This window comes from Soonwooa purpurea, assembly GCF_053891095.1.
In genome coordinates, this window is sequence record NZ_JBSSMA010000007.1 from 79,240 (window position 1) to 91,160 (window position 11,921).

General features: G+C 35.7%; 16 protein-coding genes. 6 read left to right on the forward strand and 10 right to left on the reverse strand.

Translation table 11 applies throughout. The features are described from left to right. The first annotated feature begins 234 nt into the window (after positions 1 to 234). From hemA to hemE, 4 genes are read left to right on the forward strand one after another with little or no spacing between them, the layout of a single operon-like run. Entirely contained in the window at positions 235 to 1,524 is a 1,290-nt protein-coding gene (gene hemA / locus ACVFVN_RS08305) for a glutamyl-tRNA reductase (RefSeq protein ID WP_456234907.1), read from the forward strand. Beyond that, the gene (gene hemC / locus ACVFVN_RS08310; RefSeq protein WP_456234908.1) at positions 1,499 to 2,413 is read left to right on the forward strand and encodes a hydroxymethylbilane synthase; all 915 of its coding nucleotides are present in this window, start codon (positions 1,499 to 1,501) and stop codon (positions 2,411 to 2,413) included. The genes hemA and hemC overlap by 26 nt, the downstream gene beginning before the upstream one ends. 15 nt (positions 2,414 to 2,428) lie before the next feature. After that, a complete protein-coding gene (locus ACVFVN_RS08315; RefSeq protein WP_456234909.1) occupies positions 2,429 to 3,097 on the forward strand; it encodes a uroporphyrinogen-III synthase in 669 nt (222 codons plus the stop codon). Between the two features lie 4 nt (positions 3,098 to 3,101). Next, a complete protein-coding gene (gene hemE / locus ACVFVN_RS08320; protein WP_456234910.1) occupies positions 3,102 to 4,127 on the forward strand; it encodes a uroporphyrinogen decarboxylase in 1,026 nt (341 codons plus the stop codon). A 36-nt stretch (positions 4,128 to 4,163) separates the two neighbouring features. Here hemE and ACVFVN_RS08325 read toward each other — a convergent pair whose 3' ends face one another. The 3 genes from ACVFVN_RS08325 to ACVFVN_RS08335 form a co-directional block, all read right to left on the reverse strand. Continuing rightward, a complete protein-coding gene (locus ACVFVN_RS08325; protein WP_165134507.1) occupies positions 4,164 to 4,424 on the reverse strand; it encodes a hypothetical protein in 261 nt (86 codons plus the stop codon). A gap of 231 nt (positions 4,425 to 4,655) precedes the next feature. Beyond that, positions 4,656 to 4,955, reverse strand: coding sequence for a hypothetical protein (locus tag ACVFVN_RS08330; RefSeq protein ID WP_456234911.1), 300 nt, complete (start codon positions 4,953 to 4,955; stop codon positions 4,656 to 4,658). Between the two features lie 111 nt (positions 4,956 to 5,066). After that, a complete protein-coding gene (locus ACVFVN_RS08335; protein ID WP_456234912.1) occupies positions 5,067 to 5,558 on the reverse strand; it encodes a YkgJ family cysteine cluster protein in 492 nt (163 codons plus the stop codon). A gap of 224 nt (positions 5,559 to 5,782) precedes the next feature. Between ACVFVN_RS08335 and ACVFVN_RS08340 the strand changes: the two genes are divergently transcribed. Beyond that, positions 5,783 to 6,160 carry a group III truncated hemoglobin gene (locus tag ACVFVN_RS08340; protein ID WP_165134516.1) on the forward strand — a complete coding sequence of 126 codons (378 nt, stop codon included), beginning with the start codon at positions 5,783 to 5,785 and terminating at the stop codon, positions 6,158 to 6,160. Here ACVFVN_RS08340 and ACVFVN_RS08345 read toward each other — a convergent pair. From ACVFVN_RS08345 to hflX, 6 genes are read right to left on the reverse strand one after another with little or no spacing between them, the layout of a single operon-like run. After that, complete coding sequence (locus ACVFVN_RS08345) at positions 6,157 to 6,483, reverse strand: DUF6122 family protein (protein ID WP_456234913.1); 327 nt, start codon at positions 6,481 to 6,483, stop codon at positions 6,157 to 6,159. The genes ACVFVN_RS08340 and ACVFVN_RS08345 overlap by 4 nt on opposite strands. Beyond that, positions 6,483 to 7,202 carry a DNA alkylation repair protein gene (locus ACVFVN_RS08350; RefSeq protein ID WP_456234914.1) on the reverse strand — a complete coding sequence of 240 codons (720 nt, stop codon included), beginning with the start codon at positions 7,200 to 7,202 and terminating at the stop codon, positions 6,483 to 6,485. The genes ACVFVN_RS08345 and ACVFVN_RS08350 overlap by 1 nt, the downstream gene beginning before the upstream one ends. Continuing rightward, the gene (locus ACVFVN_RS08355; RefSeq protein ID WP_456234915.1) at positions 7,203 to 7,835 is read right to left on the reverse strand and encodes a CatA-like O-acetyltransferase; all 633 of its coding nucleotides are present in this window, start codon (positions 7,833 to 7,835) and stop codon (positions 7,203 to 7,205) included. It lies immediately after the preceding gene. Beyond that, positions 7,835 to 9,121: a cation:proton antiporter gene (locus tag ACVFVN_RS08360; protein WP_456234916.1), complete on the reverse strand. Its 1,287-nt coding sequence runs from the start codon at positions 9,119 to 9,121 to the stop codon at positions 7,835 to 7,837. The genes ACVFVN_RS08355 and ACVFVN_RS08360 overlap by 1 nt, the downstream gene beginning before the upstream one ends. A 22-nt stretch (positions 9,122 to 9,143) precedes the next feature. After that, a complete protein-coding gene (locus ACVFVN_RS08365) occupies positions 9,144 to 9,791 on the reverse strand; it encodes a DUF4919 domain-containing protein (RefSeq protein ID WP_165134531.1) in 648 nt (215 codons plus the stop codon). Beyond that, entirely contained in the window at positions 9,784 to 11,001 is a 1,218-nt protein-coding gene (gene hflX, locus ACVFVN_RS08370; RefSeq protein WP_456234917.1) for a GTPase HflX, read from the reverse strand. The genes ACVFVN_RS08365 and hflX overlap by 8 nt, the downstream gene beginning before the upstream one ends. 95 nt (positions 11,002 to 11,096) lie before the next feature. Here hflX and ACVFVN_RS08375 point away from each other — a divergent pair, with 95 nt between their 5' ends. Further along, positions 11,097 to 11,375, forward strand: a complete 279-nt coding sequence (locus ACVFVN_RS08375; protein WP_456234918.1) for a hypothetical protein — start codon at positions 11,097 to 11,099, stop codon at positions 11,373 to 11,375. Between the two features lie 63 nt (positions 11,376 to 11,438). On the opposite strand, the gene ACVFVN_RS08380 is transcribed toward ACVFVN_RS08375, so the two are convergent. Next, positions 11,439 to 11,873, reverse strand: a complete 435-nt coding sequence (locus ACVFVN_RS08380) for a hypothetical protein (protein ID WP_456234919.1) — start codon at positions 11,871 to 11,873, stop codon at positions 11,439 to 11,441. Positions 11,874 to 11,921: the final 48 nt, after the last annotated feature.

Here is an 11,921-nt window from a genome sequence, read left to right on the forward strand (position 1 = left end):
TACAAAGATATAAATTAAACGCAGAATTTTAGATTTTATCTATTAGCAAAAAGGTTAAATTTTTATTAAAATCTAAAAACTTATCCACAAGCACACCTCCAAATAAAAACAAGTTTCACTAAAGTCTGACTACTAAAAAGTTAAGCCATTTCAAAACTGAGCATTATCATAGAACAAGTCACAGCTTGAATCTGTCAAAATTCATTTTAAAAGCTTAACTTTGTGCTTGCAAAAATGAGTCATAACAACGATATTTTGAAGACGTCTAATTTCGCTGTACTTAGCATCAGTTACGAGAAAGCCGATGCCGAAGTTCGGGGAAAATTTGCGTTTTTTGATGAACATATCAAATCTTTTGTTAACCAAATTCACGACAAGGAATTTGGTGATGCTTTCGTTGTGTCCACTTGTAACAGGACGGAAATCTACACCACGACTTCCAATTATTTATTAATTGCAGAGCAATATTGCAAAACTATCGGCGTTAACTTATCAGAATTTTTACAATATGTTAACATTATCAAACGAGAAGACGCTGTACTGCATCTTTTCCGCGTTGCTGCTGGATTAGAAAGTCAAATCATTGGTGATTTCGAAATTGTCTCTCAAATTAAAAACGCTTACAACCGTTTCAAAAAACATAAAGAAAGCTCGAATCCATATTTGGAACGCGCTATCAACTCAGCGATTCAAATTTCGAAAAGAATTAAAACAGAAACTAGCATTAGCAATGGTGCCGCGTCTGTTTCTTATGCCGCTGTTCATTATATTTTAAACAATGTCAAAGCTGTTTCTGACAAAAACATTCTGTTGCTTGGCGTTGGCGAAATTGGACAAAACACAATCGAAAATCTCGTAAAACATGTCTATCAACCAAAGATAAAAATTGCGAACCGCTCTTTTGAGAAAGCTGAGAAAATTGCTGAAAAGTATAACATTCAACAAATTGCTTTTGAAGATTTCCCCGAAGAACTGAAACAAACCGATATTTTGATTGTTGCAACTGGCGCACAAAAATTCATTGTAAATCCAGAAAACTTCCCCGCGAACAAAGAAATGTTGGTTATAGATCTGTCAATTCCCAATAACGTTGCAAAAGAAATTGGAAATCTCAACAGCGTGGATCTTATCGATGTGGATGAACTTTCTCAGCAAATTTCGGAAACCATGGAACAACGCAAACGCGAAATTCCAAAAGCCGAAGCCATCATCAAAGAGATGAGCAAAGATTTTACAGAGTGGGAACGAAAAAGAAAATTTGCACCGAGTATTACCAATTTTAAAAACTCATTAAAAAACATAGAAGCCCACGAGCTCCACAACATACACAAGCGTCATCAATACGCTAAAGTTGAAGACATGGAACTTTCTGATAAATTAATACAGAAAATAACCAATCGATTTGCAAAATACATTCTTGAAAACCCTTGGAAAGCAGAGGAAGTTTCAAAATTAATGGAAGACATCTTAGTGCTTCACCAACCCAAAAAGACCGATAATGAAGACGATAAAAATAGGAACTAGAAACAGTCCATTAGCATTATGGCAAGCTAACGAAGTTGCTTCAAAACTACAAACGGCTGGCAAACTAACCGAAATCGTCCCAATCGTGTCGTCTGGTGACAAAAACCTTACGCAACCACTTTACGCAATGGGCATTACAGGTGTTTTTACCAAAGATCTTGACATCGCTTTGCTTAACAAAGAGATTGACATCGCCGTACATTCTTTAAAAGATGTTCCTACGCAATTACCAACAGGCGTACAGATAAGTGCCGTTTTGGAAAGAGATTTCCCACAAGACGTATTGGTTAGAAAAAGTGACGCCAAAAACAAAGACCTTAAAGATTTAAACATAGCAACAAGCAGCTTGAGAAGACGCGCATTTTGGTCGCACACTTTCCCAAACACTGACTTTGCGGACATTAGAGGAAACGTACAAACAAGGCTTAGAAAATTGGAAGAAGGCGTTGCGGATGCGACACTTTTCTCTTTGGCAGGTCTTAAACGCATGAATCTTAACATCAGCTACGAAGAAGTTGACTTCCTTTTGCAAGCTCCATCACAAGGGGTTGTTGGTATCGCGAGCCTTTCTGAAGATGCGGAACTTAATGAGATTTTAAATCAAATTAACCATGCAGAAACTCAAAAATGCATCCATATCGAAAGAGAATTTCTAAAAACTTTGGAAGGTGGTTGTACAGCGCCAATTGGTGCGCACGCCGAATTTATTGGTGACAAAATCCGTTTCTTAGGAAGACTATGTTCTTTGGACGGAAAAGACTGCATCAACGTTGAGGAGACAATAGACTGGAACCCAGAACAAAACTTCGGCGCAGAGTTAGCACAACAAGTTCTGAAGCGTGGTGGCAAAGACATGATGGCTCTCATAAAATCTCAAATAAACTCCTAATTAAAACCTTCAAAAATGCGCCTATTGTTAACCAAACATCTCAATGACGCAGACATTTCCAAATTGGGAAGTGATATTGTCGTGGATTTTGTAGAAGTCATTTCGATTGAGAAAATTACGTTTAAAATTCAGGATTTAAAAAATAAATCTTTGATTTTTACAAGCATTAATGCCGTTAAGAGTTTTTTTGAAAACGACACTTCTCACCAATTAACAAAACTACACCCAATCTATTGTGTTGGAGAACAGTCTGAAAAATTTTTAAACCAAAAAGGCTTCGAAGTTCTTGCTACAAAAAAGAATGCTGAAGAACTTTCCAAGTATTTTATAGAACAAAATAAAGACGAAGATTATCTTCATTTCTGTGGCGATATCGCTTTAGAAACTTTAGGGAAAACTTTTACTAAACTTGGAAAAAATTACACTAAAGTCGTTTCTTACGCCACCAATTTGACTTATCCAAAGTTTAATAAAGAATATGATGCTGTGGCATTCTTCAGTCCTAGTGGCGTTAGAAGTTTTACTAAATTCAATTCTTTAGAAGCGAAAATTATTTTTTCAATTGGAGAAACAACCACCAATGAAATCCTTAATTCAACAAAGAAATCCGCTATAACGAGTGCGGAGAATACAACCGAAGATTTACTAAATCTGATTCGTCAGCACGCGTCAGAAAAAAAATAAGAATATGATTAAAAACGATTTATATCTAAGAGCTTTGCGCGGCGAGATTGTGGAAAGACCTCCTGTGTGGATGATGAGACAAGCTGGGCGCTATTTACCAGAGTTTATTGAACTTCGCAATCAATATGATTTTTTCACACGTTGCCAAACGCCAGAGTTAGCTGCAGAAATTACAGTTCAGCCAATTCGCAGATTCCCTTTAGACGCAGCGATTTTGTTTTCAGACATTTTGGTGGTTCCGCAGGCCATGGGTATTGATTTTAAAATGAAAGAATCCGTTGGTCCTTGGCTAGACAATCCTATACGAACTAAAGAACAAGTTGACGCCATCGAAGTTCCGAATGTTGACGATACGCTAAGCTATGTTTTTGACGCCATCGAATTGACACTTCAAAAGCTCGATAACGACATTCCATTGATTGGTTTTGCAGGAAGCCCATGGACAATACTTTGCTATTGTGTGGAAGGCAAAGGCTCTAAAGCTTTTGATATTGCTAAGTCATTTTGTTTTACACATCCTGAAGCAGCACACTCATTGTTGCAAAAAATCACCGATACCACCATTGCTTATCTAAAACGAAAAGTTGAAAAAGGCGTTTCTGCGGTACAGATTTTTGACTCTTGGGGAGGCATGTTGTCACCAACAGACTATCAGGAATTTTCTTGGCAATACATCAACCAAATTGTTGAAGCACTAAGTCTGGTTTCCCCAGTTGTTGTTTTCGGAAAAGGATGCTGGTTTGCGCTTGAAGAAATGTCAAAATCAAAAGTTTCCGCTTTGGGGGTTGACTGGACTATTACACCAGAATTTGCAAGACAATTGACAAATAATAACATCACACTTCAAGGTAATTTTGATCCCGCAAGACTACATTCTTCACCAAAAGTTATCCGAAAAATGGTTCACGAAATGATTAATCGTTTTGGAAAAGACAAATATATCGCCAACCTCGGCCATGGTATCCTACCAAACATTCCGGTAGAAAACGCGGAAGCATTTATCCGCGCTGTTGTTGAGTGGAAAGCATAAAAAAACAAACCCCAAGTTTTAACTTGGGGTTTGTTTTTAATTTTTCTTTCTTGCGTGAGCCGCTGGTACTGCTTCGCCATTTTCACGCTTTCTTTGTAGCGTTTTTTCTTGCTCTACAGTTTTTGCATCAACCTCTTGCATTTTGACGGCGCCCATCTGGACTTGCTGTTTTGGTGCTTCTGCTTTTGGTTTAATACGTTCTGTTTTTGCTTTTCCTGTATTCGCTTTTGAAGACTGAGCACTCATCATTGCAGCACCTCCAACAAAGAAAACTGCGCATAGTAAAACTTTTTTCATAACAATATTTGGATTTAGTGAACACTAATTAACGAATATTATTCCATTAAAAAATCAATTTATATGTTTTTTAACATTTTTTAACGTTTTTAAATCAAAAATGTATTATTTTTTATTTTAACAAAACACCTAATATAACAAATTATTAGTTATTTCATTTTAAATAATAAAACCTAATATCCAATCACATTAGGTTTTAATACTATTCTACTATTAATTCTATAAAATAATCTATTCTACTTTTGGCATTTTTTTCTTTGGTTCTTCAGTTTTTACAGCTTTGTTATCTTGAAGTACAGCAGAATGATTCATATTTTCTTTTGCTAATTTAGCCTGCACCTTTTTATCATTAGCAATAATTTCTGATTTTTCTGTAGTCGCATTCTCTTTCTTTGTTAGCTTTTCAGCTTTCGGAGCCACTTTCATAGTTTCGGTTTTAGCAGACATTGTCTTTTTAGCCTCTGTGGTTTGCGCTGTTACAACTACAAATCCCGCCGTTATAAATAGTGTTGCAAATATTAACTTTTTCATAATAATAATTTTAATGTTACATAGCCAAAACGCTAAAAAACAATTGCTATTATAAAAAATTAAAAACTTTAATAGACTTTAAAACACTTTATGAAAGCTTTTGATTTTCAACTACTTCTCCAAATTTTTTCTTAATTTTTCAACAAAAACATAAGCCGCTGGACAAATCAAGGTATTCTTCAAAGTCAGGTTATTAATCTGATAAATTTTCTTGCGATCTGTGTGTGGATACTCGCGACAGGCTTTTGGACGTACATCATAAATATTACATTTGTTATCATTTGGATCCAAAAAGAAACATGGCGTCGATTGCAAGACCCAGTCATTATCTTCGTCTAGTCGCAAAAACTTAGTCTCAAAATCCGAAATTCTCATCCGTAGATGCTTGGCTATGCGTTCTTTATCTTTCTCTGTAAAAAGCGGCCCTGTCGTCTTACAGCAATTTGCACACGCCAAACAGTCGATTTCTTCGAAAGTCTTCTCATGCATATCTTCCACCAAATAATCGAGATTTTTGGGTGGTTTCTTTTTTATTTGCTCCAAAAATTTTTGATGTTCTTTCGACTTTTGTTGCGCTTGTTGATTATAATGATTGATATCCAAAACTAAATTTTTAAGAATGCAAATTTACATTTTTTGGGCGCCATTTCCAGCTTTCGCTACTCGCTGTCTTTGGTTTGGGTTGCGCTTCGCGCAACCCAAACCAAAGACGAGCTCAAACACGTCGCTCTATCTGGGGCGCAATTTCCCCTATCGAAAGAAACAAAATGACAAATATCAAAATTCCATTTAACAATCAATAAGTTATAAAGCTTAACTTTGTTAGCATGAAAAATCTAGAAAGCAGAACCGATATTGAAGAACTCGTAAACAAATTTTATGATAAAGTCATCAAAGACGATATTATTGGCTTTTTCTTTACTGATATTGCCCAAATAGATTTGCAAAAACATCTCCCGAAAATGTATAATTTTTGGGAAAGCATACTTCTTGGCAATTCAGTATACGAAGGAAATCCCATGCGCGTACACTTTCCGCTTAACCAAGTTGTCGCGTTAGAACAACATCATTTCGAGCGTTGGCTAGAGCTTTGGCAAGATACTTTAGAACAAAACTTCGAAGGCGAAAATGTAGATACAGCCATACTTCGCGCCCAAAATATCGCCCGAATTATGTCTTATAAAATGAAAATTGCACGGTCTTAAAGATTAGGATTTAGCCACATGTCGATATAATCTGTCAACATATGAAACAACAATCCTACGCTAACAATCCTAAGTTTTCCTTTGAAAAATAATAGTAGGAAATAAATGCCTATCGCATAATAAGAATGCAAAAAGTGAAAGCCAACACTTGCGCGATTAGGATCAAAAATAGGAGTTGCAAAAAGATGGTCAACATCCACCAACATCGTCAAAAGCATAATGAAATAAGCTTTCTTCCATTCCCTTCGGAAAAACAACCACGCCAAAACTACAGGAAATACAAAATGCAAAACATAATGGATTATCGGTCTTAAAATCTCCATTATATTCTGGATTTTAAATAATCTTGTCGCAAATCTTCATCCAGTTTTTCTATCGCGTAACGCAAGCATGTTCTCGGCATTTCTTTATAATATAGATTTAAAAAATTCAAAAGCGCGGACTCATCTTGTCCTCCCATTTCGCGAAGAAGCCAGCCATTGGCCTTGTGCATCAAATCATGTGGATGTTTTAGATTTCTAACGACAAAATCCTTAGTCAAATCGAAACGTTTCTTTTTAACATAAAACATGGTTCCAACAACAGCAATTCTTTTATGCCACATTTCATTAGATTTTGACAGATTAATGAGTAAATCATCCCGCTTTTGTTCGAAAGCGAATCGTCCCAGAATTTTGTAACAAGAACTATCCACCAAATCCCAATTGTTAACATACTGAAGATGATTGAGGTAGAATTCTACAATTTGCTCTTGTAACACGATATCCTTTTTTGACTTCTCAAATTTGTTTATCAAAATAAAGAGTGCCGTTAAACGTTCTTCATGGTATTTTGAAGCAATAAGCTGTGCCAATTCTTTCAAACTAATTTTTTCAGTAAAGGCTTTAGCAATCAGTCGTTGATCTGGAACTTTAACACCCAAAAACAAATCGCCTTCACCATATTCGCCAGGTCCAGTTTTGAAAAACCGTGGAAAAAATTCCGCTTTTTCGGGAATCGCCAAATCGCGAAGCGCCGCTTTCAACTCATCAACAACAGTCATTTATTTCTGATTTAATTCTTTCTGAAAAGCTTCTAGATACATCGCAATATGTCGTCCATCCATCAACGCATGATGTGCTTCCACAGAAATGGGCATCATCTTTCGACCATTTTTTTCGAGGAATTTTCCAAAAACAATTCTCGGAATACTTTCTTTATTATTAACATTGGTAGGATGCAAAATCGCAGAGAATTGTTGCCACGGAAATGTAGAATGTCTTATGAGATTAACATCCAATTCTTCGTTGCTCAATCGCAAACCCGTGGAATTGTGCACAGCTTCAATCTCTTTTTGTAAACGCGAATTAAAGATTTGAAAATCTTCTGAAAATTCTATAAAAGCAAATCCAAAAGTTCCATCTTTCCGCGCTATCGTAGAGCCTGCGTGTATCACATCGTATTGAAAAACTTTATCTCCAACAATTCTTAATTTGAAAGCTTCTACACTATTAACCGCCAACATGGACTTATGAAGATAATGTGCAAAAAAGGATTCTTTGCGCTCTTTTGCCAAACGATAAGTTTCGGTACAATTGACTTCTGTAACAATTCCAAAAGAAGGTTGATCCATTTTGGAAAAGAATTCATAATGTTCTTTTCGGTTCCAATTTTCAATATTTATTTCAGATCTCATCAATGCAATTTTTCTTCAATAATTTCTTCTTGCAATTCTTCTTCGGTTGCAATTTTCTTTGGATTAGCAACTTTCCCAATGCTCAAACCTTGGACAATAATCGAGAAAACCACCACACAATAAGTAATACTCAAAATAATAGTACTGTACTCACTTTTCGGAATAGACATGGCCAAGGCAATAGACACACCGCCGCGAATACCGCCCCAGACAAGAACTTTAACGGTTTGCGGTGTAAATCGATTTTTGGAAGACATCAACTTTGTAGGCCCCCAAATGGAGACAAATCGGGCTACTAAAACGATACAAATGGCAACAAGACCAGGAATCATGTAATGATCTAAATCTTCAATCATTAAAAGTTCGAAACCGATGAACAAGAATAAAACCGCATTTAGGATTTCATCAATTAATTCCCAAAATTTAATCAAATAATCTTGCGTGATAGATTTCATTTTAAAATTTTTATTAAAATTCCCCATGAATAATCCCGCAGCAACCATGGTTAATGAACCAGAAATATGCAATTGTTTAGCAATGAGATAACCGCCCATAACCACAGAAAGTGTTACCAAAACTGAAATGATATAATCGTCAACTTCACGCATCAACCTCGATGTAAAATAGCCCAGTAAGACACCTAATAAAAGTCCGCCTCCAGCTTCATGAAGTAATAACAACCCGATACTTTCAGCATTAACATCTACATCCACACCAATTGCCAATTGTAACAATACTGCAAAAACAACAACCGCCATACCATCATTAAACAATGATTCGCCGGCAACTTTCGTTTCCAGAGATTTTGAAACTTTTGCTTGTTTCAGAATACTTAAAACCGCAACAGGATCGGTCGGAGAAATCAAAGCTCCAAAAACCAAGCAATATAACAAAGGCATCTCTACCCCAACCAAAGGCAAAAGATAAAACACCCCAAAACCTACAATAAAAGTAGAAATAACAACGCCAACGGTTGAAAAAACAACAACTGGCCAAATCTGTTCTTTGAGATCGTTGATGTTAATATGGATTCCTCCGGCAAAAAGCAGAAAATTAAGCATCGCACCCATGAGGACTTCGGTAAAGTTGATACTGTTCATAAGGTCATGAAGATGACCAAAAGTACGAGGCAAAACAGCCTCTCCAAAAAATACTAAAAAGGTAGAAACGGCAATCGCAATTACCATAATACCAATGGTACTCGGCAGTTTTAGAAATCGATAATTAATGTACGAAAATATCGACGCGAGAACGATTAAGATAGAAAATGAGTAATATAACTCCATTTGTTTTATTTAAATTAAAATTTTATTCCGGGGCATAGCCCACAACATTGATGTAGATATTTTCTTTTCCATTTCCCCACACATCCATCATCCCGTCTTGCGAGGCTTGGGAAAATCTTTGGTAATCATGAAACGGAATTTTTAATAAATTGAGTAAAACATATTCTTCGCCAACTGTATTTACCAAGTATGGAGAATCTGGTGTATTGCCAGCGCCAGAAGCAAGAACCGTCGCAGAAACCATTCGAAATTTTTGTAACGTGAGCATAAATTTGTTTTGGTTTTGTACGTTTTCAAAACATTGTAATAACAACAACAAAACTTCAAGATTGCTCGGATCTTTAAAATGCAAATCTTCGCCAAGTTTGATAGCATCATCAAATTTACTTTGCTGAAACTTTTCTCCAAACTTCTGAAAATCTGTACCAAAAGGGCTTAACTTATGCGCTGTAAATCTCTTTCCGTAATACAAATGAAAAGCCTCTGCACTATCGATAGCCTGAGGCATGCCACGGAATTTAAAAAGTAAACGCTCATAGAAATATGGTGACTTTTTATCTTCAATATTTTTTTTGATTTCTATAAAATCGGGCTTGTTTTGACCAAAAGATAAAAATCCAAACATCAAAACAAAGAGAAAAAACACGCTTCTTTTGACAACTTTATTCATCTTCTTGCTCATCATCAAAATATTCAAACAAGAAATCGTTGTAAGGGAAACGAGAAATATGAATTTTCATGACCTCATCGTAAATCATTTTCTTCATTTCAGGAAAATTTTCTTTCGTTAAAGCAGAAATAAAAACAGTCGGGAATTTTGACTTTGCCATCCATGTTTTTTTCCATTCTTCCAAAGAAATATTCTTACGCGTCGAAGGTGTCAAATCATCATCAGCCTTTCTTTCATAAGAAAAATCATCGATCTTGTTAAACACCATTATCATTGGTTTTTGATGCGCATTAATCTCCATCAAAATCTGATTGACAGAATCGATATGATCTTCAAAACTTTCGTGCGAAATATCCACAACGTGGATTAAAAGATCTGCCTCGCGCACTTCATCCAAAGTGGATTTAAAAGATTCCACCAACTGCGTTGGCAATTTTCTAATAAAACCAACGGTATCGGTCAAAAGAAAAGGAAGATTTCCAATTACAACCTTACGAACCGTGGTGTCCAGAGTTGCAAAAAGTTTGTTTTCTGCAAAAACCTCCGATTTTGACAAAGCATTCATCAAAGTAGATTTCCCCACGTTGGTATAACCCACCAAAGCAGCACGCACCATTTTTCCGCGGTTGTTACGCTGTGTCGCCATCTGCTTATCAATCGTTTTCAGTTTATCTTTCAAAAGTGAAATTCGGTCGCGGATAATACGTCTATCGGTTTCTATTTCGGTTTCTCCAGGACCGCGCATCCCGATTCCACCGCGTTGTCTTTCCAAGTGTGTCCACATTCTGGTCAATCGAGGCAAAAGATATTCGTATTGTGCCAATTCTACCTGAGTTCTTGCATAAGACGTCTGGGCGCGCTGTGCGACAATATCAAGAATAAGATTGGTTCTGTCCAAGATTTTCACCTCCAGCTCGCGTTCAAGATTTTTGAGTTGCGAAGGCGAAAGTTCGTCATCAAAAATAACGGTTCCGATTTCGTTTTCTTTAACGTAAGCTTTTATTTCTTCTGCTTTTCCGCTTCCTACAAAGGTTTTGGAATCTGGTTGTGATAGTTTTTGGGTAAATCTTTTTTCGACGCTTGCACCAGCTGTATAAGCCAAAAACTCCAACTCGTCCATATATTCTTGCAGCTTATCTTCATCCTGATCTCGTGTAACAAGACCTACTAATACAGATTTTTCGTATTGATGTTCTTTCTTTTCTAGCATTAAATAAGTGTTCTATTTGTAAGATTGACAAGGTAGTTTTTTTGAGTAAAAAATGCAAAAATTAGTTTTAATTTTATTTAAATTTAATTTAAAAAATGAACGATTTAGAAATTTTAAAGAAATATCTTAAACAAGAGCTCAAATTGGAATTAATAAAACCAAATTCTAACGAGGTTTGTTTTGCTTTTAACAATCACGAATTAAGAGATGATTTCAAAATCAGCTTTAGCATTGGGGATGTTGAAAAATATTTAGAAAACATCAAAAAATACCCTGCTCTTGCCGACAATAAAAATGATTTTGTATTAAGAGAAAATTCTACAATTCTTTTCCCCAAAAGCACAGAATCATTTTGGAAAATTGTTCAATTCTAAAAACAGATTTCTAAGACTTTCGCCTTCATGACCATTTATATTTACTAAGAACAATTGTCATCTTTAATCCCAATCCGAAGCTACAAATTTTAATAAAAGTTGATCGTTATGATATAATTTCAAAAAGTGACCTCCGATTTCGTAACGGTTAACTTTAGCCATCTCGTTTCGGAAAACATATTCTATAGCCTCTGTTTCGATACAATTTTTGAAAGGATTGTCTTTGGTTTTAAATTTAATTTTATCATCAACAATTCCCGAAACCTGAACTGAAAAATTGCCACAACCGAGATTGGCCATATTTCCAGAATGAAGCGTCAAATCCAGTTGCGCTTTATTTTTCATTAATTGTTCTTTGGTATAACCGACTAGCGAGGTCAACATCCATTGTCTTTGCAATTCGACTGGTAACCTTTGTTTTGATACCAAAGCTTTGCATCCAAAAAGCAAGATTAACGGTGAGAGAATTAAAAAATATTTAAAAAACAATGATTTCATTTTATAATAAATTATCAAAAACTGCATTTTACCACACTAAAATTAAGA